The following is a 24,323-nucleotide window of genomic DNA, read 5'->3' as shown; positions in this document are numbered from 1 at the left end:
CAACGCAAAAAAAGGTATTAATAGTGGTTCTATTGAAAGTTTTTTAAAGGAAGTAATCGCAAAATAATAAATAGAATTAGTACTAGATAATTTTGAATTTGTACTTAGATACCATTACTCAAAGCATACTTTGTGATAATAGGATAATTATACCCAAAAAAGGTAGTAAGAGTGAAAATTAGTTATCATGTAAAACAATTGAGGCACCCTAATCTTTAAGGTGCCTCTTTCTATTATTATTTTATAGCTCTTCAAACTCAATATACTCAGAAATCTCGGCAGGTGCTTTTTGCTCATACACATAGTTCATATCTGGTCTTGCAACACTATGATTGTGAATCGTATATTGATTTTTTAGTTCAGTAATGAGAGGTATGATCAGTTCAACTTTTACAGGATTAACATGAATCATATAGGGCGTGAGTTTTACTTTTTTCTGTATGATTTCAGTTAAGTTTTTTACCACCTGATCTACGTCTTTATTGACAGAACCGATGATTTCTATTTTATCAAACTTTCCTTTTTCATTTAGGATCATCGAAAGAAAATAATGTCCATTACAATTCTTATCAATACTTTCTTGAAGTAATGAACTGTTCTCCATCATATACTTGTCAATAATTCTTTGAATAGGAGAAAAATCAAGTTCTTGAATTTGATCCGTATAAGAATATATTCTCTGATTGTTTTCAACTCTACTCAAAAAGATAAGCTTTTCATAGGAAAACTGAATTTCTGTTTCATTTTTTGTGTATGGGTCAGCGATTGTGAATCGTTGATTTTCAAATTCAATAGGGTTTCCATTTGCATCATTAAGAGCATCAAAAGTAGGGTAGTAGAAATTCTTATGGTAACGTTCTATCATCATTTCTACGATATGATAACTGTAGAATATTTTACTCGATCCTGGATAGAATATATTATAGCTCATTACATTTCCTTTTAAATCATATTTGTACTGGGCTATGAGTTGCTTGTTGGAGTAAAAAGAAGATGTACCTATTTTGGTATACAACTGATCTAGATTAGAACCGTAATTTATGACTGCAATTTTTTCATTATTCTGATAATAAGTAATCGTGAAATAACGGTTATTGAAAGCTGTCACTAACCCTTTGTAGCTTGTTTTTTGGGAGGTAGGGTGCCATGTTTTTGTAAAGTAAAAGGGTTTATTTTTCGTATAGCTATCATAATAATTTTTCAACTTAAAAAAGCGGTGGATCTTATCTGCATTAAATTGATTTCTATTATTCCTTAACTCAAAAGTACTCAACTGACCATGGTATACATCAGGTTCAGTATTGGTAACAGCTCTGTCTTCTACTTGGTGAGTAGTCAAATTTTTGATCATACGCCCCCAAAAAGTTGACCTTTGGTGATAGCTAAATATAGTGTTTTCATTCACCTCTTGGTATTTGTCAATTGATTCCCATAATCCATGCTTTTTGTTGAAGACAAAATTTTGAGGACGTGTCACACCAATACTTTGAGCATATTCGTGGGTGTTATCTACTTTACATTTGTAGCCTAGTACTAAAGGCTTTTGAGTAGCTTTTCCCTTTTCAAGAATGGACTTCACCGTAAAAATAGAATCTTGAACCGACACAAGAGCTTTAAAATTATAAGGTATTAACTCTGTTTCAAACTCAGTAGTTAATAGTTTTTTATACTTTATACTTTTGTTACTAATGTAATAAAAGACAGTGTCTTGTTTACCACTGTTGTAGGTTAGTATTCCCTTTGTATAATTGTGATTTTTTTGTTTTAATAATGTGAGGTGGGTAGCGGAGTAAATAGAATCGTTGATGAAAATATCTTCCAACACCGCAGTATTATAGGTAGACCAATAATTATCCGTCTTTTCTTTATAGAAAAATAATTCCTCGATTTTGCCTGATCTATTGACGATCTGTTCACCAAAAGCAAAATTGCCATAATTCATACTGGAAAGGATTGAATATTTCCTTTTCGTCATTTTACCTTTCACATAAGCATTGTAGACAATTTTAGTAGAGTCTTGCCCTATGGTTACACTATTGATTTGTCTTCCACTAATAACATTGACTTCTATATCGTCAATATTCTTTTTAAAGTGAAAATTACCATTGATATTTTTGATATATCCTGATAAAACACTTTCATCCTTTAGGCGTATTTTCCCTTTTGCAAAATCTTGGATCTCTGTTTGAAGGATTAACTTTTTCTTTGGAGCAAAGTTAAAGTCCATAATAACCCCATTGAGCGGTAATCCATTAACATCCGTTTTTATCCCCATAGGGTTTTGAGAATAAGAATGTAAGTTTAAAACAAGTAGAACACTTAGTAAATTAAAAAATCGTAGCCGCATAACATGTTAAATAATAGTACACATTTCTAGTATCGCAATCAATAATAGTACAATTATAGATGGGTGGTAGTAGAAGTGTGTTTCAGTAAATTAGTTAGAGATAATGGCAAAAATAATGATATTTTAAGAATATTTATGAAAATAGTATCGATTAATTATTGAATTCCATGCTTAAACTAATTTATTCACTACAAAATGTAAGATTTCGAATTCTTGCAAAGTAAGTACATTATAAACTATATTACTGCAAACTTACAATCAAACATTCTACGGGATTTCATGTCCAACTTTCAAGCTTCCTTCTTCTTCGTTTTTGGCTTGAAACAAAAAGAAGCAAAAAATTCAAGGCTTTGAATGCAAAAGCTAAATTCCATTCCTTTCGCCTATATGATTTTAGACTCGCTTTGCTCAAACAGCAAAATCATTCTTAACGGCTCATTCCGTGAAATTCTTCACGCTTTTCCCTTCAAGACCGAGGGAAGTACTACTAAACTAAAATGGTAGAAAGCACTTTTTGAATCAAAATGAAGTTTTATTGTTAATGAATTTATTTAAGTTTCCTTTTAAGGAAACAAAGTATCATATTTGTATTGTCAAGTTACAACAACGAAATCAAATATTATATCTAGAACCTTTGCAATAAAGTGAATTTAGTATTTGGTTGAAGTATAAATCATTAGTTTCTATTTTCAGAAACTTAAGTTGAGAGTTAGAATAACATTGACGAACCAAAAGATAGATTTTTGAAATTTTTTTTTACTGAAAATCATAATAAAAAATTGCCATAATCAATTGGTTTCCTAAATGGGAAACTATTTAAAATTTGCCTTATGAAAAATGAAATTAGACTTCGAATAAAACGATACGTTCAGTTAATAATTACCTGGGTGATATCGATAACCATTACAAGTTAATGGAAGTAATAACGAACCTTTTTATCATTTAACTTAACCTATTCATGTTATTTAAAATACATGAAGTAGAAACCTATTATCTAATTGTTTCCTGTTTTGGAAACTAAATCAATCTAAATCATGAAAAATATACTACTAGTCGTTTTTATTGTTTTTTATAGTCTTGTGTTAATGACACAAGATCAAACCAAGGCAGGCTTCCAAATTATTAAGGAGACCATTGAGGAACACTCATTAGAAAACAAATTAGATCAAAAAAATTATAAGTCTTTTATAGAATTACTTTTCGAAGCCAAAGACACTGTTGATTAATTGAAAAATTCTTCAAAAAATTTAATTGCTACCCTTATGTCAATCATCGTTATACAAGCCATTGCTTCTGCTATATCTATTCCAACTGAAATGGACAATATCAACCTTCACTTAAAAGATGAACAAGTGGTTTCCATTACCAAAAAAGAATGGAAAAGAGGAAAACGGTTTAGTGATGTGTCTACTTTTGTGTATATGCGTGATAAAAAGCTTCATGTCATCGATGTAGAGGATATAGAATCGATTCGCTATGAGTCAGTGGAGACCTACAACAAGACTGTTGATTTTATGGAGGAATACGCTAAAATTCAACCATTAAAAGAAGAAACCAAACAATATTATCATACAAAAAGACACAAAAGAGGCCGATTCTCTCAAGTGTTGGGAGTTGGGGCTGTATGTGTAGGGGTTACAGTGGCACCGCTGGTATTAGTAGTCTCGCCAATTCCGCTGGTGCAGGCCGTTAACCGATTAAAAAAAGTGGATTATCAATACTGTCTTAAAGGAAAAGAATGGAAGAAATTGAAATCCTATCACAAAGCACAAATCAAATATTTTAAAGAAAAAGCTACAATCTAAAAATCAAAAATCATGAAACTTAAATCAATTTATCTATCGTCATTAATGTTGTTTTTGACACTGATCTCTTATGCTGAAACGAAAGAAAAGGAACCCGCTTATGACCGAGGTATCACAAATAGAACCTTCATACCCAAAGGACAATGGATGGTCGGAGCCTCCTTTAATTACTCTCAGCATTTCAATGATAATTACCAATTTTTGGTTTTGAATGAATGGGATGGAAGCGGTTATAATTTAAGGATAAGTCCATTTTTTGGCTATTTCGTAAAGGATGATTTAGCTATAGGTGGGCGTGTGACCTATGCTAGAAAAGGATTGAATATTGATAATTTACAACTAGATCTTGGGGACGATATTAACCTATCGGTAGAAGGAATGAGTGACGTTTCCCACATGGTGTACACTACTTTCTTTATGAGGAATTATATCAGTTTGGGAAAGGGAAACCGATTCGGCTTGTTCAATGAAGTGAGTTTATCTTATGGTTATGGGCAATCTAAAAGTCTGAATATGGAAAACGGTCCCCATGATATTGTGGGGGTTCACTCTACTTTGCATGAGTTGAATATCGGAATTTCTCCAGGCATGGTGGCTTTCATCAACAATAACCTGGCCTTGGAAGTAAAAATGGATGTAATCGGCTTCAATTTCAAGAATACTGAACAGGTCGAAAATCAAGTCAATACGGGTTCTAGAACGACGAGCAGTGCCAACTTCGACTTGGATATTTTCTCTTTAAACATTGGTCTAACTTTATTTATCTAAACACATGAAAAAAATTATATTACTATTAACGGTTACTTTAGGTCTAGGGGCTTGTATTAAAAATGACATTCCATATCCCTATGTTTTTGGTAAAATCATATCTTTTCAACTGGAAGAACAAAGTGGCAATGCCATTATTTCAGAAGAGGATCAAAGTGTAGAAATAAGAGTGCCTTATGGAACAGATCTGTCAGTATTGCATGTTACAGGAATTGAACTGACAGAAGATGCGACCATAATCCCAGATCCTTATGAGGTTACGGATTATACACAAGACGTGAAATTTGTGGTCTCCACTTACCAAGAATATGAATGGACGGTCTCTGTCATTGAAGATGATTTTGATATTGTATTCCATAATTTCGAAATCGAAGGGCAAATCTCCGCAGATATTAATCAAAGTAATCATACAATTGATGTGGTGATTGAAGACAACGCAGATATTAAAAATCTAACTATTAAAACGTTTGACTACGCTCCTGAAGCTGTACCGGTAGTTCCTTATCCGTATGATGTTCGTGATTTTTCTGAGGGTGTCGTCTTTATTTTTGATGAGATTGAATGGACCGTCAATGTGATGTATGAAGATGGTGATACGGAGAGAATTGGCGATCAAATTCTGTACTCTGATTTTATGACTTGGTATTATGGAGGTCGTAAGTCCGATGAATCCAATAACAGTAGAAAGTTCTACATTCCCGGTGAAGATTTTGAAGGGACACCTTGGAGAACTGGTGATGTAGGAGCAGCGGATTTGATCATTCCAACGGGAGTAAGAACTGTGTACCCTTCCCCCTCAGAAGAGGAATACGAATACACAACTTTAAAAACCACTTCAGCTTTGGGTGTTGTGGCGGCAGGTTCTCTTTTTGTGGGTGAGATCCAAGGAAGTGGACTCACTAATGTGAGAACAGATTTCGGTATCCCGTTTACAGATCAGCCTAAAAGTTTTGAAACAGACATTCAATACATACCAGCACCTTACAATGGAAATATGGACCAATGTGATGTCTATGTTTTATTGCAAGTGAGAGAAGGAAGTGGTGAAGATGAAAAGCGTTATCGATTGGCGACAGCTTGGTATAGATCAGATGAAACCATGAACTCTTTTGAAACGATCAACATGCCGTTCCTATATGGAAATCATAATGGTTTAGAACCTTTTATGATGCCTTCTTCTTCCAATGAAAGAATGCCGGAACATGGATTTGCTTCTTCTGATCAAGAGCCCACCCATATTATTGTCGTATATTCTTCCAGTTTTGATGGTGCCAATTTTAGAGGTGGCGTAGGAAGTGAATTGAGAGTGAAAGATTTTCAATTGAAATACTGATAAATTAAGAAGGAGTCATTCTTTATCTGATAAAGAATGACTCCTTAAAGTTGTGAAGTATAATTTTTAAATTAGAATATCATCTTCATTTCCGAACATTCTGTTTTATAAATATACATCATCAATGCCTTCATAGCTTCTTGCTTATTCTGAGCTTTAGCTAACATTTCAATTCTTTTATAAGAAGAATCAACTGTCCATACTTCTTTTTTATTATACCAAATAAAAGTAATACCCTTTACAGTGAAATATGTTTTTCCGTCTTTATTTTTTGAATAAAGACTATTGTTTTCACTTTCAAATCGGTTTCCTTTAGGTGCTGTTACTTTTGTGATGATACTACCAGTATTGGGGTTAGAGTAGACTTCACAAGTACATTTCCCTTGAAATTGTTCCTCCTCTAATACAGTCACATTAAAATCTATTATGGACCATTTTCCTTTCTGAGCTACAAATGTAGCTGTAATGAATTCCGAACCTTTTGATAGCACTCTTCTACTTTGGTCGTTGATGAGGTTGTATTTTAAAGCAAAGGTACATATACCTAAATTACCTTGTACTTTGGTAGAAAAAATATCTAAGTCTGATTCTCTATGTACATTTTGCTCTATTTGATTATGCAGAGCATTTTTATAATCTTCTTTGCCCATGGAAAAATGACGTCTTTTACCATCAACAGATGTTCTTGTTACTTTGATGGTAAGGCTAGGGTGTAGGAATTGCATCAATTGTTCTACATTTTCTTTATTATACCCTTTTTTATTTTTTTCGACCATCTTAGTAATGATTTCTTTCATCTCATTTTCCGTCTGAGCAAAAGTGGAAGAAATTGTCAATGCTGTAACAAAAAAAGTGATAATTGCAGATAGAAATGTTTTTCTCATAGTTTTGGATTTATTATAATTTTATAGCAAATAATGATCTTAAAATCAGTGTTTTTGGTCTGACGATGAGTTAAAAAAGTAAGGGTTTTTAGCTTGAAATGCTTTTTTTTTTGATTTACAAACTAAGAACATTTTCTTGTCAAACTCCTTTTAGCTTCTGAACTATTTTCGTCTATTAGAAAGTTAATGATGATGCAAATGAAAACAAAATGTATTACTATGAATTCTCTAAAAAATTAATACTATTTTGAAGGCTTGGTAAAAGAGGTCATAAATGATGAAGTTTTCAACCTTTGCCTTTATCTATATATGAAGGCTTAGAAAATTCATTTTATTCTATTGGACGTATTGTAAACTAAATTATCGTCAACTTTTAATCAATCTCTCTGCAAGCAATTATAGAGTCTACTTTCAAACTTCCTTCTTCTTCATTTTTGTCTTGAAACAAAAACGAAGCAAAAAATTCAAGGCTTAGAAGTCAAAAGCTAAATTTCATTTCTCTCGCCAAAATGATTTTAAACTCGCTAAAGCTCAAACAACAAAATCATTTTTAACGGCTCAATACATAAAATTCTTAACGCTTTTCCCTTCAAGGCCGATTTAGAGACTACTAAATGATTGCCTAATTAAATGTCAAAAGACAAAGGTTTAATAATAATCTTCTAAAATGCAGTTCTGTAGGGACGTTGCATTGCAACGTCCTCGCGAACCACAATACACATTTGTCCTTCACAAAAGTAATTGTTGTAATCTACGATAATTTAGTTTACAGTTTATATATAACTTAAAGAAAAAGTAGAGCATAAAAAAGTCATTCAACCTTCTAATAAGACTGAATGACTCTTCAATAATACACTTTTTTATATTCTTCTTACTTTGCAAACTGATGGTATTCGATAATCTTAGTACCATGAGTAATATATAAGTATTTCAAGTTGTGGTATCGATCAAAACCAGTTGAATACTTATAATCTTTATTGTAAGTAACTGTATACAACACTTCTGTTTTATTTTCAATTAAAATATCTCCGTTTTTGTATACACATTGTAAATGACGTTGATGATTGTCTCTTAGTCGTTGATTGATTTTCTGAACGACTTCTTCTGGAGTATTATTTTCAATACTAATGATGTTCTCCATTTCTGTTCCTGCTACAAGTGGCGATAGATGGAATCCCATGGCAAAGATTGAAAGCGTGATGAAGATGGTTAAAGGGGTAATGGTTTTCATGCACTGAGGGGTAACTGATGAAAGTAATTATAATTCAAGTATATTTCAATGTAAATCAAATAATTATAAATTCAAAAGGTATGTGAGGAGAAATTGGAAAAAAAACCTAATTGTAGGATTTATTCAATGTTTGTATATAAATAAAAGAATATTATTAAAGTGTTTTATATTTTTTCAAGTCTTTATTTTGTTTTTGGAATAGGAGATTTTTGCCTAATTGTAAAACTATCGTGAAACCTTACATTTGTCTCATTTTCAATAAAATTGAAAAAAGTTTCCCCTCATAAAAACGAAGGAAAACTTTTTTATTTACGGCTTACCAATATTTATACTAGAAGCTAATTTTCAGCCCAATAGAGTAAGTTCGACCTATACCTCTGTAATAACCTCTTAGCGTTGGACGCCCCATCTCATTGAGTCCGCCTTGTTGTCCTTGAACTGCGTACTGTGTATCAAAGACATTGTTTACCTTAAGATTTATCATTCCAGTAAAGTGACCTATTTTAAAAGCATAGGAAGCCCCTAGGTCAACAAGGTCGTAATCAGGAAGTCTGTACATACTTGTATTTTTATAAGCTGGGTTATTGAGTTTGGTCACATCATAATCAGCATATAAGTTGCCATAGAAATTCCAATCACCCATCACTCTTAACCTCGGTAATACTTCGTAAGTCACGCCAATAGCGGCAGTAGTTTGGGCAGAGTTTCCCACATGTTTGTTTTTCATAAACACATTTACTTCGTCGATCTCATTTTGTTGATCATCAAAAATCTTTACATTTTCAAGATTGTTTAGCCACTTCCAATCACCGACTGAGGCCATTGCTGTTATTGTTAGTTTTCGGGTGGGTTGCCATACTGCATCGAGTTCAATTCCTTTATGTAAAGCATCTACTCCTAATAAATTGGCAGTGTAGGATTGTCCGTTGGTATCGTACACGGTTTTGGTAAACGCTTTATCTTTCCATAAAGTGTAGTAGGCATTGACATTCACTCTGAAGCCCTTTGTTCGATAACCGTATCCTATCTCTCCTGAAAGTATTTTTTCATTGGTTGCCTTCTTGTTGATATCGTTTTTATAATTGAGGAATACAGCGTTCATAAAAGGTTGGCGAGAAATAAAACCAGCATTGACAAACACATTATGATGTTCATCAATATTATAATTCGCACCAGTTTTGATGGATCCTCCAAAAAAACTCTGCCAGTCTGTTTCTTTTGTACCTTCTTTGTATTTGAAATAGTCGATTCTTTTGTAGGCTTGATGTGACGCTGCGGCAGACATAAACCAGGTTAACTGATCTTTAGAATATTCCACTTGCCCAAAAAGACCTTGCCATTGAACGATACCATCATTATTATAGCCCATTTTATCACCCACTCTCACTTTCCTTGGCCCCGTTGATTGATTGGAGCGATCAATATAATAGTCATTCCCCATTAAGTCTTCTACGGTTTGATAGTGTTGACCTTTATAATAGCGTAAATCAATACCGCCAGTTATGGTCCAATAATCATTTGCCTTATGCGTTAGGGTAGATACCGCACCAGTCCATAAATGATTGTTATGAGATTTTCGGAAAACACTAGAGTATTGACCGTTGGAATTTTTGAATTGTTCTTGATTGGCTCTTACAAAGGCATCAAAATCAATAATGCCATTTTCATTTCTAAAATCATTGACATTTAACTGCTGTCCATAAGGGGCGTTGGAAGTCAATCCTGTTCCACCTCCTCGGCCTACCGAAACATAAGCCGTTGTAGCTAAATCCGTTTTATCATTGATGGTCCAATACCAGTTTAATGACATCTGTGGTTTGTGATAAGAGTTGACGTTGGTATTGAACGCTTTACCATCTTTGTATCCCCAATCTGCATTATACCTGTTCCCATATTTGTTGTATTCCTCATCAGTGAGGTATGTTCTTCTTTGGCCATGACTTTGAGGAGCACCAAAAGTGGTGAAGGATAAAGTATGTTTTTTATTGATTTGCTTGGCGACATTCAGAAAGTAGGAATACCCCTCAAAAGGAGTACCGTCAACGTAGCCATTCCCTGATGTTCTTGATAAGGAGGTGGTCACTGCAAGACCATTTTTCATTAAACCAGTGGACAAGGTAAGCCCCGTTTTTAAATATCCATCGTTGCCCATACCCATGTATACACTTCCTCCTTTTTGAGCATCGGTGGCTTTGGTGATGATATTGATCGTACCTCCAACAGATGGTACGGCCAGTTTTGAAGCTCCTAATCCTCTTTGTACTTGCATGGTCTTCGTGACATCATTTAAGCCCGCCCAATTGGACCAATACACTTTCCCATTTTCCATATCATTGACAGGAACACCGTTGATCATTACAGCAACATTTTCAGAGTCAAAACCTCGAAGTGAAATTCTAGAATCTCCGAATCCACCTCCTGCTCCCGATACATATACGCCTGGAGTGGACTTTAAGACTTGAGGGAAGTCTTGATTTCCAACTTTGGTCTCAATATCTTCAGCCGAAATGGATGCCGCAGCAACGGGTGTTTTACGATCGACCGCAATAGAGGCCATGACTTCCACTTCTTCTAGCCCTATTGCATCGGCTTCCATTTTAAAAGTACCTAAATCCAAAAGGCCTCCATTGAGTAAGACATTTCGATAGATAGGTTGCATTCCTACAAATGAAATTGAAAGCTTTTGTTCTCCTGTTTTCTTTGCTTCAAAGCTAAAATGACCATTATAGTCAGAGATAGCTCCGGTGGTGGTTCCCACAATGGTCACATTTGCACCAATGATAGGTTCCCCGTTAGAAGTATCTACCAAACTACCCTTTAGGATAGTCTGTGAAAAAGCAATGCTAGAGAATAGCATGAATAAAGCTACAATTAAAGTTTTTCTTGTTTTGAACATTGTAATTGTAATTGCGTTTAGAATTTTTCTTGGTTATTAAATCCGTCGGCAAAACAATACTCACAATGTGAACTCTATGTTTACCTTTAAACTCATTGACTTTATTTAATCATAATTCACGCTCTCTTTAAATAACAATTGATAGAACGTTCGAATAGTTCTTAAAGTGATAAAAAATTAACTTCTATTCTTTAAAATCAATTGAATTACAATGCATTGGGAAATGCATTTGATAATATAGGAGAGGGAACAAATAAATTTTTAGAGCTAAAAAACTAAGCTCCTGAAGTTACTCTTAATGTTATTTTGTTACTGGAAATAATGGCTGAAATAGGATCTAGCAACACCTTTAATAACACTAAAAACAACGATTTTTCATTTTGTAATCAAATACATCGTAATAAAAGTGATGTATTACTTTGAGGTTGTTTGCTACGTCAAAAAAGAGTTTTAGTAAATATTATACGCTTATTCATATTTACATAACATTGGAATTTACACTCCATTTTTAATCAATCATTTGATTGTTTTTGAGCCTAAAAAAGTAGAATTATCAATTTTTATGATTTTGAATGCTGTTTTTCTAGCACAATTGGAAGAGGATAGAAGCTTGAAAGTTGATCCTATAAATGTTTGTAGAAAGGCTAATTAAAAGTTGATGAAAATTAAGTTTACACTATGGCCGTAGACACTATAATAAGTTCTTCGATAATCTTTGTTTGTAAATAAAAGACAATGAATTGATAAATAATAATCAACACAATTCTGTTGCATATAATATGTTTGTGGAGAAATGAATAGGTATTAACAACTGCTTTTGCTGGAAATACCCTAATAATTAATTATTGCCAAAAATGAAATTATTGAATAACATGATGAAAAATTTCATTACTTTTTTAATTTTATCTATCTCTTGCTCCAACTTATTTGCTCAACTTCCTTTACAACTTTGGGATTTTGCGTCAACTAATACGCACATGTATTTTCCTGAAAAATTAGGGGAAGCAACAGAGTTTCATATTCACACTGATTTCCATTTCTTACGTTTCAATCCACATGATCTCAAATTTACACAGTTCAGAAGTGTAGCTCCTTTTGAGAGAAAACACCGTATGAAACAGTTAGTAGAAGAGGTAGATTTAGACTTAATGACAATGTATTTGGAGTACAATGGCGAAAAGTTTAAAGTGATCAGAGGAGAAGGAACGGAAGACTATATGGGGGAGTGGGTTGAAGGAGGAAAGTTTTATCAAAGGAGATTTATTGATGGCTTACGCTTAGAAGATGGGCCGCTTTTCGAGTTTGGTTTAGAGATTGCTTCTTGGACGGATGCTTTTTCATTTACATTGACTTATGAAGAGAGTTTCCTGCCGGAAGATGAAATGAAACTTCATATTGAATTCAATTTTCCTGAAGAGATGTATAAAATCACTCGCTCTAACAGTGGTATTGTAACGGTACAAGGTAAACATGAAATGCTGTGGGAATTATATTCAAGTAATAGTGAAAGCTTCGTTAGGAGTAATGCCAATAGTGTAAAGATAGAAGGGAAGTTATCGAATAAATCGCTTTCAGCATTATTCAAAGTACGTCATACATTCCAAAAAAATGATGAGGTAACAGTAGTAGTGGCTTCTGATAAGAATAGACCTTTTGAACGATTACAAGCTTACAGAGATACTCAACGACAAGCAACGGTAGTAAAGTTAAATGGTAACATGGAGCCAAAGTTTGGAATGGAAAGAACGAAACTGATTCTCCATAACCCTTCAAATACTGAACAGTTGGAACGTTTTATTTTTGAAAAAACGGATAAAGTAAAAGCGATTACAGGCTGTTCAATGATTTTAAGAGATAAAGATGGACATCCAACCGGAATACCAATTCAAATTTCGAAAAACTGGCATACAGATTATTACAGTAGGTTTGTAGGGCCTTGGGTCAGAGGGTACACCATGATGGTGATTCCCCCTCATCAAACGATAGAATTGGAATTGACAAGAGTTTCAGGTTTTTGGGGAAGTTTGCCTGCGGTATCACATAGTCAGTTATCATTATCATCTTGGGGCAAGAAAAACCCAACAAGTCATCAATTATGGGAAGAAACAGCGGTTGGAGCTTTTGGCGAAAGTATCTGCTATGAACCTTATGGGGGTTCAACACAGTCAATGATCACTGATGTACGTCCACTGTTTGTCCAAAGTACAAAGAAAATGGTACCCGAACCACGAAAATACGATTGGACACCCAACGTTGGAGGTGGAGACTTTTTAAGGTTTTATGGACTAAGGGGAGAACTAAAGCAAATTAAGGAGATTCGTGTGGACTACAAACGTAATTGTCCTAACTTATCTGAAGTCATTTATAGAGGGAAAACGGAAAAGGATGAAGCCGACTATAAATTGACCACTTTTCTGATTCGTTCCAATGATTATTTAAGAGCCTATTATCATGTAGAGTTGATTGTAAATGAGACCTTAGAGTTTAATCGTTTAGCAATTGCTCAATTTGGTTCGGAGACTTACGCTTTTAGTCACGAACATAACTTTGCTTATGGCAATGAAAATGGCGTATTATTGGATATAGAAAATGAAAGGGAAAGAGAGGGCTACTCCCATCAAAATATTGATGCACCTGGGGCTGCTCCTTGGGCAAGTATGCATAATGCAGAAAATCAACTTCCAGGTAAATATGGAACATGGGCCAATAGGGGGTTGATCTTGAGAGAGTGGAAATCTATTGTTGATGGTAAATTAATTGAACCAAAATTTTCTACGTATGTTCATTTCAGCAAGCGAATAAATAAATATGTAACGTTGATAGAATTGAACTTACCAGCATCAGTCCGATCATTGCAGAAGGGCGATAAGATTGATGCAGTGATTGAATTGTGTGTATTACCTAATGAACCCGACAGTTATTATGGCGATAATGAAATCTTTAAGGAATTTATAAAAAAAGAAGCTAACACATGGAAACCTATGTTTAGGGAAGCCCATCAAAATACATTGCAAGTCAATATTAAAAAAGGAAAGTTGGTACGGAGAACGCCGCTAATGATTGCCGCAGAAAATGATGAAGTGGTTGTTGACCTTTCCAATGGTTTAGGTTATGTTCCATTCACAATTTCAAATATTTCTAACTATAAGGACTTTAAGGCCATCATTACTAGAAATGGTGATTTTATCAATTTAAAAGATCAGGAAAAATTCGGAAATGATTATTGGCAAACTGATTTTGATGCAGAAACAAGAACATGGCAGGTCACTTATTCCATTCCTATGGATGATCAAATAGAGCCATAAGCCAATGGAGAAAAAGGTGGAATAGGCAAGATTTGAGCAAAAAGTCATGAAAAGTGTTCATTTGAGGTGTTTTTTATATCTCATATTGTCATCATAAAGATCACTATCAACAATTGTAAGCTAAGAGCAAAGAATGATAGGAAGGAACAATTAAAATTGCAATGTGACAACTGAATTACATACAAGGTAAAATAAAGGTGCCTTTGTATTTAAAATCATTTTTTAAAATTTTGAGTGAAATGAAAAAGATAAAGTTAGGACTAATTTTAGTGTTAAGTTTAGCACCAATATTTTCGTCATTCGCACAACAAGAAATTCAGAAGCTTTTCAGATCTTCTACATGTGTGTTTGATGTTGATGGTGGTAGCAGAAGAATTGGAATGGCCCATACTCCTCAGACAGGTACTATTGAAGTGACAATAGTGGATACTCCTTTTGGAAAAGCAGAGCAAACAAAAGCATATTTTGAAAAAGATAATTTTGGATTTGAGCTTCATGTTAGAGAACTGAAAGATTTAGATGCTTATACTATTCAGGCATTTTTCCATAATAAGAGTAATAAAGATACAAAATTAAGAGCCTTTGATTTATTCAATATGGATAAAAGTTTTGGCGGTCAGGTTGATTTATCAAAGCCTGAGGATTGGTTAGTGACTCCTTTGATGGAGCACCATCATGCTGAAACTGTAGCCGAAATGGATAAGCGTTTCAAAGAGGTAGGTTTATTTTACAATACAACTACTGATAAATCATTCTTAATTGGTCCTACAGGTCCTGGTGATGCCCACTGTAATGTACGCGTGTCAAACAAAAAGATCCGTGCTGTTGTTCGTATGGACGAGGTATTAGTAGAGCCTGGTGAAGTAAGAAGAAGTGAGGAAATGATCTTCATCAAAGAAGATAAGGATAAAAACATTGATGTTTGGACGAAGTGGGTAGCAATTACGCACAATGCAAAATTAGACAGAGATCCTGTATACGGATGGTGTAGCTGGTATGACAGAACGACTAAGATTGACGAAGAGCACGTAATGAACGTCTTGAAAACAATCGAAGAGAATCCTAATACTTTTGGTAAAGGTATCGTACAAATCGACGATGGTTACCAAAAAATGGATGGTGATTGGTCTGCGAACGAAAAATTCCCATCAGGTATGGCTGAAGTAGCGAAGAAAATCAGAGCTGCTGGTGGAACTCCAGGTGTTTGGTTTGCTCCATTAATGATCAACCCTGAGCACCCATGGGCAAAAGCTAATCCAGATGCACTTCAGAAAAATGCGAAAGGTATTGAGGCGTTTATGAACCCTAACCCATTCCACCCTTCAGGTGCGAAGTGGTTAAACCCTACGAACGAGAAAGCAAAAGAATTCTTATTCAACATCATCAAAGATGCTAGAGAGAGAGGATACGGTTACATCAAGATTGACTTCAATGGTATTGGTGCTGTATATGACAACCCGAAGTTGACAAGATTACAAACATTCAGAGAGTTATATACACTTTACAGAGAAGCTGCAGGTGATGATATGTATATCCTTTCTTGTTTAGGTCAGCCGACCAGAGGTGTAATTGGTTTTATCGATGCAGCTAGAGTAGGTCCTGACTCTCACCCTGCACACTTCAGCCACTGTTTAGAGTCTGTATTGAGATTCCAGATTTTCCACAAAGTATGGTGGAACAATGACGCAGATGTATCTTACTTGGATTACAAGTTACCATCGCGTAGAGTAGGTCATACTCCTCAACAAGGCATGTGGCACACATGGCACAACACTGTAGCATTGACAGGTGGTACAGCGATGATCTCTGAGCCTATCGACAAAGATGACGTAAAAGCAGTTTGGAGAAACTACGAAATCATGCGTCCGGGCGTGATTGAAGAAACAAAATTAGTGACATTGGGTGAATCAGCTGACAACACTGTATTCGGTTTCAATGCACAAAGAGAATTTGGAAACTTCGGGGTATACAACCTTTATAATGTAGACAAAGAAGAATCAAATGACGTAACGATTGACTTTGCGAAAGCAGGTCTTCCAACTGATACAAAATGTGCAGTATATGACTTCTGGAAAAACGAAGTGGTAGGTTATGCTACAAACAGCTATACAGCAAAGAATTTATATTCAAACTCATCGCAGTTTGTAAGATTTACGCCAATCACTGATGACAAGCCAAAAGTATTAGGTTCAAACCTTCACTTGTCAATGGGTGCTAACGAAATCAAAAACTTAGTAGTAAAAGGCAACAACATCAAAGTTGAAATGACAGATGCTGGTGCTCAAGAAGGTGATATTATCTTCTTCTCTAAGAAAGGTATTCAAGCGGGTAATTCTAAAAATTGTGAGATCAAGAACGTAGAAAGCCTTGGTGACAATTTATGGAAGGTAACCCTTTCTGAAAGAAAGTGGAATACTAAACAATCATTCTCGCTTAAATTAGTAGTAATGTAATTATCATTTCAGTAATACAGGAAAGCATAGGTTCAATTGAGCCTATGCTTTTTTTATTTCTAAGTACTTCGTATCACCCACTCTGAATACGCTGTAAACTAAATTTTCGAATATTTATGACATTTAGAAATCAGGAGATTTCTAATGATCTGAAGGACACGAATGAGGCTGACGCTTAACATTCGCGCCATTGAGTTTTCTACCATTTTAGTTTGTTAGTTTTCTCCTGGCCTTGACTTCTAAGCCTAGATTTTTTGCTTCGTTTTTCATCAATGGAAAAATGAAGAAGAAAGAAGTTTGAAAGTAGGAGCCTATACATGTTTGTAGAAATGTTGATTAAAATTTAACGAAAACTTAGCATTACAGTTGTTGGATTATAAAAAAGCAAACAATTGTAAAATATAGACTACTCACAAATTTTGTTTTCCTTCGAAATGAACAATAAGATACCTTACTTTACGATGTATTAAGAAATGAATTATTAAAAACGGAAAAGGGTTTTCCCTTACTTGATTTTACGACTACCCATATACCAATAGTATGATTAAAATGAATTTGTAATGAAAAACTTATATTTATTATTACTATCAATTATTCCATTTGCTATACTTTCTATAGAACAACAAGAGACATGTATTATGAATTTTGTTTTAGAAAAGAGCGAAGGTCGTAGCATCGGTAATGGTAATAACACTCCTTCAAAATACTTTTTTGTCAATCATAAGTTGACAAATAGCAGCATTTTCCATCATTTATTTTTCTTAGAGAAACGAAGAATTTTTTTTCCTTTCTAACTTTTTGAAATAGAATGTGTATGCATATCACATTATACACAATTCTGTTCAATGGAAGCTTTTGCCTTCAAAAAAGATGAAAAGATATTATCTATATCAAATTTAAAGGCATTTTGACTTAATAACGGGTTGAGTTGAATAAGACAGTTGATAAGTTTTTTTCAATCTGGTAATTACACATTTTTTACTCTTTAGACAATCATTTTTAGAAATCTGATGAATCATTTTTACTACTTAAGAACCACTTCTATTTTAATAATAATATTTACCCTATTCATTAATATAAAAATGGTAAAAGGGCAGGATATTTCTTCTCAAACACTACCAGAAAATTTGGAAAAAGTGACACAAGAGGTGGTCTTTTCTACAGGACGGTTTACCCTAGTTTTGGGTACTGATGGTACGTTTAACTCTATTACTTTAGAGAGTGGGAAAGAGCTAATACGAGAGGTATCCAATTTCAATCATTTTACATTGACACTACCCGGTCAAGAAGCCATTTCAATGGACAACTTTTATACATCGGGAGATGATTACGTCTTTGCTACAAGTGATAATCGTTATTATGCTTCTTTTAAGATAACTCCTCACCCTACCTATTTGTCATTTGATTTAGTTGATTTTTATGGTGACTTGCCTGAAGGAAGCTATATGGAATTGTATTTGGGTGTCACTGATACTAAAGTGAAAACATTGGCTTACAATTATATGGTCTATGAATTTGGGGTGGATCAAACTAAGAGAATTCGATTCGAACATCTATGGGAAAGATATAAAGGTAATAAGAAGGGAGGTTTTGCTCTATATACTTACACGAATGAGGCAGAGGAAGACGAAAGCATTTTACAAGCATGGGGGAATGAGTCTATGCCTCATCCAAAAGTTGATGGAGAGTGGAATTATGACAGAGCTGTACAATGGGTGGAAGAATGGAAAGTAATGTTTGAGGATCAAAGTGTAATGTATATTGCCCCTCAAAATGTTGAAGAATTACCTCTTTTTGAAGAGTACCTTGATAAAGCTGATGTTACGACGGTAAACTTTTTTACAAATATGTGGCATGGTGGTTTTTGGCCAAAAGATAAACCTAACTGGGAGGTCGATGGTATTTTTGGAAGTCAGGACGCTTTGAAAGAATATTCTCAATTGCAAAGAGAAAATAACAGAAGTATTAATATTCATTATGTTAGTGGTGGAATTGGGAAAAATGATCCATTGTATTCAGGAGAAAACCTATCGAATGATTTAGCGTCATGGGTGGATGGAACATTAATACAAGCCGTTTTGGATACTGATACTGAGATATTATTTCACCCCAAAGAAGAATGGTACACTATTCCAGATGCACTTGATGATGCTGCAAATAGTTTTGGTAAGTTGTCCTCACCTTTACCTACTTTCTTTCAATACAATTATTTACAGGTTGGACAAGAATTGATGATCATTGAGAGTATTGAAGATATGGGAGATGGAACTTGGAAGTTTACGCTTAATCATCGAGGTTTTTTATCCACCATTACTTCTGCTCACCAAGAAGGTACAAACGTTAAGGGAATACTTTTAGCATATAATCAGGTTTTTGTTCCCGAAAACAACTCTGAATTGTTTAAAACACTTACTACAAACTATGCTAGTCTTTTAAATGATTGCCAGATATCGAATGCATTATTTGATGGTGCAGAGATCCATACTTTTGATGGAAGCTGGGGGTTCAGAAAGTTTGCCGAGCAAGTATATGAGAAGATCGATCATCCTGTTGTGGTCAGAACGTCAAACGGGAGAGAGCCAGATACCGGATATTTAGAATATAAAATTAACTCCACGAAAGCATATTTGACTTCTCCTGTAGGTGATCATAACAAAGCCAGACCCTCTTTAAAATTAGAAAGAAATAGTACAACGAATAAGGGGGTTCAAACACCGGCTTCAAACCTTCTAGCGGCAAATTATATGTTGGGAATTCAAGCGGCTCATAACGGGAGAAACTTCTCAATTCTACGTCCTGATCCAATGTTTGGTATTACACTAGAAGAATTTGAAACGTATGGAAAAACAGATGAACTTTTATCGTTATTACCGAAGTGGAAAGCGGCGAGTAAATTGTTAACAGAGGAACAGAGACAAACAATGATGGATACCTATTTTATTTATGTAGGTAGGTTGTTTGCATCTTATACCACATTTGAACTGAGAGAGACGGAAGATGATTTCTTTTTAGTGCCTATACAAATGATGTCTCAAGATTCAGAAGTGACTTCCGACTTATCTTCAGAAGACGAGCATCATCAATACTTCCATATGAAACAGGAAGATGGAATGTATGCTCCATACGAGAAAGTGTCTTTTGGGCAAACTCTGGAATTGAATAATAAATACCATAAACAATCTCCTCAATTTATTGTAAGAGTACTGTCAGGAGAGCAAAATATTGTACAACCCCGTTTTAGAATTGGAGAATCTTTCTTGAGTGTAAATACGATGATTAGAGCAACGACTGAACATTCTCAATACATTGAATATAGAGGTGGAGAGAAAGCCAAAGTATATGATCAGAATTGGAATTTAAAAGAAGAGGTTGATGTGATTATTTCCGGCAAATTTGAAGTAGAGGCAGGCATAAATACCATCGCTTTAGAGAGTAATGATAATTCAACTGCAGAAGTAGAATTAATGATGTTTACCAAAGGGAATGCAATGATAGTGCACAAACAAAATAAAGATGCTCAGCTCGCAGATCTTACAGTAAACAATGTGACCGTACCAGACTTTGAAAATGAGGTCTACTCCTACAACTACGTACTTGCAGACGATGCCACTGAAATTCCAGTGGTCAATGCTACAGCTCGTCATGCTAAAGCAAATGTAGAAGTAATTGCGGCATCTGCAATTCCTGGAGTGACAACCATTATTGTAACAGCAGAAGACACACTTTTCAAACAAGAATACAAAGTATATTTTGTAACGGAAGACGGAGCGGCAAGTAATGCCAACTTAGCAGAAGTTTACTTAGACGGCGTACTTTATAAAGATTTTAATCCAGCCATTTTATTCCATGAAATTGAGGTACAAGGTGGTATTTTCCCAACAGTTTCAGCTTTCACTGAAGATAAAGAGGCTACTTATGCCATTGAAGGGGATGGAACATTTGGAAACACATTTACCATTACGGTTACTTCACCAACAGGATTAACGAAAACATACTCTTTTATCATTAGAAAAGAAGGGGCGTTGAGTGTTCATTCTACCGATCCTACGATCAAAGTATTTAAGGCTTCCCACCAAGAATTAAATATTCAGTCGGAAAATCAATTGAATGGCAAAATGATGACGATTTATAGCATCAGTGGTCAAAAGGTTTTTGAGAGGGCGTTGACGGGGAGTCAGGAAAAAGTAAACCTTAATTTACGAGGGCTGTACATTGTACATATCTATGATCAAAATAGTAGAAGTGTACATAAAGTAATTTTCTGAATCGATGGATTTAATTAGGTGTATCAAAACAACAAAGACTTTCCTAGTGAAAGTCTTTGTTGTTTTAAGAGAAGAAAATGAAGTTCTATTTTAGAGCATTTTTATTCTTCTCAAAGTAGGCCTTAGCACTTGTATATTCCTTACCCGTGATGTTTTTATAATCTGCTGAATAACCGGCAGTCCATCCTTGTTTAATGATATAATTTAATTCCATCATAGCCTCTACAAGCCAATCAGGCATTTGGTTGTCAAGCATACTTTCTTTTGCTTTATCCTCAGGGACATCGATATAAGAAATTTTTCTTCCAACGACATCACTGATGATTTCTGCTACCTTTTCATTGGAATATTTAAGGCCGCTCAATGCATACGTTTTACCAAAATGCTCTTCATTAGTAAGTGCAATTGCTGCCACTTCACCAAGGTCAGTGACATCCAATAATGATAATTCAGCATCACCATTTGGAATGTAAAAACCATTGTATTCTTTGATGGTTTGTCCGTAGTAATTGATATAGTTCTGTACAAAGTTGAAAGGTTGAAGAATAGTGTAGTTCAAGCCAGAAGCTTTGATAAGGTCTTCACTATTACCAGCCCAACGTGCCATTTGGATCTGACCATTACTATCCGCACCAGAGGCAGTACTTCTTACGATATGTTTTAAGTTATTTTTTTGAGCTGCTTGAATCACTTTTTTGGTTACTTCCTCTGGGTGTTGCATCAATGGAGTCACAAGAAAAACTCTTTGTTTACCCGCAAGGGCATGATCTAAACTTTCTTGATCTGTAAAGTCAACAATAACGGGAGTTGCCCCTTTTACTTTGTCAAAATCTTTTTCAGCTCTCACACCTGCATAAACTTCCACATCTCTGTTTTGTAAGTGTTCTAAAACAGCTTGACCAATATTTCCTGTTGCTCCTAATACGATTATTTTTTCCATTGTCTTTTTTAAATTTTGTTTCTACAAATGTCGGCGAAAAAGGAGGGCGACTGATAACCAAAAACAATGGGAAAATGACCAAAATTACATTAGGTTTTTTCGATATTCATTTGGGGTGATCTGCGTTTGATTTTTAAAAAAACGAATAAAATGTGTGGGTTCTTCATAACCAAGAGCATAACTAATTTCAGAAATATCATCAGTTGAATATTTCAAATATCGTTTGGCTTCTTGAATGATTTGGTTGGAAATAACCTCCTTTGCTGTTTTTCCCGTCACTGACTTTACCGTTTGATTCAGATAATTAGAGGAGACATTCAATAGGTCAGCGTAGTCACTCACTTTTTTATTTTTGATAAAACTGTTCGTCACTAAGTTCCTAAAACGGTTAATGGTCTCTTCTTTCTTGGATAGATTTTTCGTACTTCCTTTTTCCTCATCAATACTTTTACATTTGAATAAGAGCGACAATAAAGAAGATTGTAAAATCTGATGGCGGTAAGAATTAGGGGTGTTATACTCTTTGTATAGTTTTTCAAAATCGATCAATATATTTTGAAGTTCTTTTGAATCAAGTTTGATGAAATTTTTATTAGAAAGATCAAATAATGAAAACTCACTTTTAAAATTCCCACTAAAGAAATCAAGAAATTCTGCTTTAAAAAAGACATTGAACCCGGTCATTTTACTATTTCTTTGCCAAGAGAAAATATGATCAGGAGATAGAAAATAAAGAGTATTTCCAAGTTTATCAGTTGATTGAACATCAATAGAAGCACTTGCATTCTCTCCATTAATCATCAATGCTACTTGGTAGAAGTCTTTTTGATAAGGAGGCATCTTCAAGGCAGTATCAATATTTAGTTCTTCAAATCGAAAAACAAAAAATGCTGGAATATCAGTTCTTTTTTCAAATCCAGTAGTTTCAAAAAATGTATTGATCTCTTTAAATCGTTTTATTTCCATTTTCAAACCTGATGCTCTTTAAGATTTTGTTAAGATAATATGTAAATATAACTTCAATACACTGCAAACTAAGTTATAGTCAGTGTTCAATATGTATTTCTGTAAGTCTTTCATATTCTACTTTCGCAAATTTACCTTTTAAAAAACGCTTTTTTATGATAGAAAACACAAAGATGATCCCTATTTTAGTAGAAAAAGAATACAATGAAACAACCAATTGTCATAGGCATAGGAGAAATTCTATGGGATATTTTAAAGGAAGGAAAACAGTTAGGAGGTGCACCGGCAAACTTCATCTATCATTGTGCACAACAGGGTGCAGAAGCATACGTTATCAGTGCGGTATCGAATGATAAACTAGGTCATCAAATTGAGGAGTTATTACAACAGAAAGGCGTATCCGCGTTTCTCAATCCATCAAAATTACCAACGGGGACAGTTACAGTCGCTGTAACAGAGGGAGGAGAACCGTCTTATACAATTCATGAAAATGTAGCCTGGGATACCATTCTTCTAACAGATGAGGCAAAATCTAAACTAAAAGAAGCTGATGCTATCTGTTTTGGTTCATTGGCACAAAGGGCCTCGCAAAGTAAAAAAGCAATTGAAGAAGCACTTGGTATTGTATCACAAAATTGTTTGAAGGTTTTTGATATCAATCTCCGACAACAATATTACTCAAAAGCATTGATAGAGAAGTGTTTATTAGAAGCCGATATTTTAAAGATTAATGAAGATGAAATCACCGTTTTGATTGATATGTTTCAGATTGAAGGACGGACAGTGGTGAGGTTAAAAGCTTTAATTGCTTTTTTTAATCTTAAAATGGTGGTTCTTACAATGGGTAAAGAGGGTTCTTATTTAGTCACTGCTGATGAAGACTCTTATTTTAAAACACCTAAAGTTGATGTAGCTGATACGATTGGTGCTGGTGATGCTTTTACAGCAACAATGGTAATGGGACTGCTCAAGGGAAAACCATTGAAAGAATTACACCAAGAAGCTGTAGAGGTAGCTGCTTTTGTATGTACTCATAAGGGGGCAATGCCTGATTATAAAAGTATTTAATACATTGTAAACTAAATTACAGCAAACTTCTAGTCAATTATTCTGCAGGCTTTTATGTCCTA

At 34.5% G+C, this 24,323-nt stretch carries 15 protein-coding genes; 9 read left to right on the top strand and 6 right to left on the bottom strand.

Features of this window, described 5'->3' with window-relative positions; translation table 11 throughout:
• Nucleotides 1-241: 241 nt before the first annotated feature.
• Entirely contained in the window at nucleotides 242-2,275 is a 2,034-nt protein-coding gene (locus PL77_RS26280; RefSeq protein WP_044211877.1) for a hypothetical protein, read from the bottom strand.
• A 1,106-nt stretch (nucleotides 2,276-3,381) separates the two neighbouring features.
• Here PL77_RS26280 and PL77_RS31925 point away from each other — a divergent pair.
• Genes PL77_RS31925 through PL77_RS26265 form a run of 4 tightly spaced genes read left to right on the top strand, consistent with a single transcriptional unit; the run spans nucleotide 3,382 to nucleotide 6,253 of the window.
• Nucleotides 3,382-3,573 (top strand): hypothetical protein, encoded by a 192-nt coding sequence (locus PL77_RS31925; RefSeq protein ID WP_156152553.1) that lies wholly within the window; start codon nucleotides 3,382-3,384, stop codon nucleotides 3,571-3,573.
• Nucleotides 3,574-3,609: 36 nt separating this feature from the next.
• Nucleotides 3,610-4,152 carry a hypothetical protein gene (locus PL77_RS26275; RefSeq protein ID WP_156152552.1) on the top strand — a complete coding sequence of 181 codons (543 nt, stop codon included), beginning with the start codon at nucleotides 3,610-3,612 and terminating at the stop codon, nucleotides 4,150-4,152.
• Between the two features lie 12 nt (nucleotides 4,153-4,164).
• On the top strand, nucleotides 4,165-4,920 hold the full coding sequence (locus PL77_RS26270; RefSeq protein WP_156152551.1) for a hypothetical protein: 756 nt from the start codon (nucleotides 4,165-4,167) through the stop codon (nucleotides 4,918-4,920).
• 4 nt (nucleotides 4,921-4,924) lie between these two features.
• A complete protein-coding gene (locus tag PL77_RS26265) occupies nucleotides 4,925-6,253 on the top strand; it encodes a PCMD domain-containing protein (RefSeq protein ID WP_044211874.1) in 1,329 nt (442 codons plus the stop codon).
• Nucleotides 6,254-6,324: 71 nt separating this feature from the next.
• Here the strand turns inward: PL77_RS26265 and PL77_RS26260 are convergent, their stop codons facing one another.
• The 3 genes from PL77_RS26260 to PL77_RS26250 form a co-directional block, all read right to left on the bottom strand.
• Nucleotides 6,325-7,137: a hypothetical protein gene (locus PL77_RS26260; RefSeq protein WP_044211873.1), complete on the bottom strand. Its 813-nt coding sequence runs from the start codon at nucleotides 7,135-7,137 to the stop codon at nucleotides 6,325-6,327.
• Between the two features lie 871 nt (nucleotides 7,138-8,008).
• Entirely contained in the window at nucleotides 8,009-8,368 is a 360-nt protein-coding gene (locus PL77_RS26255; RefSeq protein ID WP_044211871.1) for a hypothetical protein, read from the bottom strand.
• Between the two features lie 331 nt (nucleotides 8,369-8,699).
• A complete protein-coding gene (locus PL77_RS26250; RefSeq protein ID WP_216595945.1) occupies nucleotides 8,700-11,225 on the bottom strand; it encodes a TonB-dependent receptor in 2,526 nt (841 codons plus the stop codon).
• Between the two features lie 911 nt (nucleotides 11,226-12,136).
• On the opposite strand from PL77_RS26250, the gene PL77_RS26245 reads away from it, so the two are divergent.
• The 4 genes from PL77_RS26245 to PL77_RS26235 all read left to right on the top strand — a co-directional run bounded on the left by PL77_RS26245 (nucleotide 12,137) and on the right by PL77_RS26235 (nucleotide 21,287).
• Nucleotides 12,137-14,569, top strand: coding sequence for a hypothetical protein (locus PL77_RS26245; RefSeq protein WP_156152550.1), 2,433 nt, complete (start codon nucleotides 12,137-12,139; stop codon nucleotides 14,567-14,569).
• A gap of 239 nt (nucleotides 14,570-14,808) precedes the next feature.
• Entirely contained in the window at nucleotides 14,809-17,022 is a 2,214-nt protein-coding gene (locus PL77_RS26240; RefSeq protein ID WP_044211866.1) for a glycoside hydrolase family 36 protein, read from the top strand.
• 560 nt (nucleotides 17,023-17,582) lie between these two features.
• Entirely contained in the window at nucleotides 17,583-17,816 is a 234-nt protein-coding gene (locus tag PL77_RS31920; protein WP_156152549.1) for a hypothetical protein, read from the top strand.
• 288 nt (nucleotides 17,817-18,104) lie between these two features.
• A complete protein-coding gene (locus PL77_RS26235) occupies nucleotides 18,105-21,287 on the top strand; it encodes a T9SS type A sorting domain-containing protein (RefSeq protein ID WP_044211865.1) in 3,183 nt (1,060 codons plus the stop codon).
• 85 nt (nucleotides 21,288-21,372) lie between these two features.
• Here the strand turns inward: PL77_RS26235 and PL77_RS26230 are convergent, their stop codons facing one another.
• Both PL77_RS26230 and PL77_RS26225 read right to left on the bottom strand, forming a co-directional pair.
• Entirely contained in the window at nucleotides 21,373-22,227 is an 855-nt protein-coding gene (locus PL77_RS26230) for an NAD(P)H-binding protein (protein ID WP_044211864.1), read from the bottom strand.
• Between the two features lie 84 nt (nucleotides 22,228-22,311).
• Nucleotides 22,312-23,193: an AraC family transcriptional regulator gene (locus tag PL77_RS26225; protein ID WP_044211863.1), complete on the bottom strand. Its 882-nt coding sequence runs from the start codon at nucleotides 23,191-23,193 to the stop codon at nucleotides 22,312-22,314.
• Nucleotides 23,194-23,397: 204 nt separating this feature from the next.
• Between PL77_RS26225 and PL77_RS26220 the strand changes: the two genes are divergently transcribed.
• Nucleotides 23,398-24,261: a carbohydrate kinase gene (locus PL77_RS26220; RefSeq protein ID WP_044211860.1), complete on the top strand. Its 864-nt coding sequence runs from the start codon at nucleotides 23,398-23,400 to the stop codon at nucleotides 24,259-24,261.
• Nucleotides 24,262-24,323 lie beyond the last annotated feature (62 nt).

It is taken from the genome of Flammeovirga sp. OC4 (genome assembly GCF_000812565.1).
Lineage (GTDB): Bacteria > Bacteroidota > Bacteroidia > Cytophagales > Flammeovirgaceae > Flammeovirga.
Note: the sequence above shows the minus strand (reverse complement) of the source record. Positions and strands in the feature narration are given on the sequence as shown.

Excerpts from the sequence above, each read along its gene's own strand:
- PL77_RS26220 (WP_044211860.1), top strand. The coding sequence starts at position 23,398 with ATGAAACAACCAATTGTCATAGGCATAGGAGAAATTCTATGGGATATT.
- PL77_RS26255 (WP_044211871.1), bottom strand. The coding sequence starts at position 8,368 with ATGAAAACCATTACCCCTTTAACCATCTTCATCACGCTTTCAATCTTT.
- PL77_RS31920 (WP_156152549.1), top strand. The coding sequence starts at position 17,583 with ATGAAAAACTTATATTTATTATTACTATCAATTATTCCATTTGCTATA.
- PL77_RS26265 (WP_044211874.1), top strand. The coding sequence starts at position 4,925 with ATGAAAAAAATTATATTACTATTAACGGTTACTTTAGGTCTAGGGGCT.
- PL77_RS31925 (WP_156152553.1), top strand. The coding sequence starts at position 3,382 with ATGAAAAATATACTACTAGTCGTTTTTATTGTTTTTTATAGTCTTGTG.
- PL77_RS26280 (WP_044211877.1), bottom strand. The coding sequence starts at position 2,275 with ATGGGGATAAAAACGGATGTTAATGGATTACCGCTCAATGGGGTTATT.
- PL77_RS26270 (WP_156152551.1), top strand. The coding sequence starts at position 4,165 with ATGAAACTTAAATCAATTTATCTATCGTCATTAATGTTGTTTTTGACA.
- PL77_RS26235 (WP_044211865.1), top strand. The coding sequence starts at position 18,105 with ATGGTAAAAGGGCAGGATATTTCTTCTCAAACACTACCAGAAAATTTG.
- PL77_RS26230 (WP_044211864.1), bottom strand. The coding sequence starts at position 22,227 with ATGGAAAAAATAATCGTATTAGGAGCAACAGGAAATATTGGTCAAGCT.
- PL77_RS26260 (WP_044211873.1), bottom strand. The coding sequence starts at position 7,137 with ATGAGAAAAACATTTCTATCTGCAATTATCACTTTTTTTGTTACAGCA.
- PL77_RS26240 (WP_044211866.1), top strand. The coding sequence starts at position 14,809 with ATGAAAAAGATAAAGTTAGGACTAATTTTAGTGTTAAGTTTAGCACCA.
- PL77_RS26275 (WP_156152552.1), top strand. The coding sequence starts at position 3,610 with ATGTCAATCATCGTTATACAAGCCATTGCTTCTGCTATATCTATTCCA.
- PL77_RS26250 (WP_216595945.1), bottom strand. The coding sequence starts at position 11,225 with ATGCTATTCTCTAGCATTGCTTTTTCACAGACTATCCTAAAGGGTAGT.
- PL77_RS26245 (WP_156152550.1), top strand. The coding sequence starts at position 12,137 with ATGATGAAAAATTTCATTACTTTTTTAATTTTATCTATCTCTTGCTCC.
- PL77_RS26225 (WP_044211863.1), bottom strand. The coding sequence starts at position 23,193 with ATGGAAATAAAACGATTTAAAGAGATCAATACATTTTTTGAAACTACT.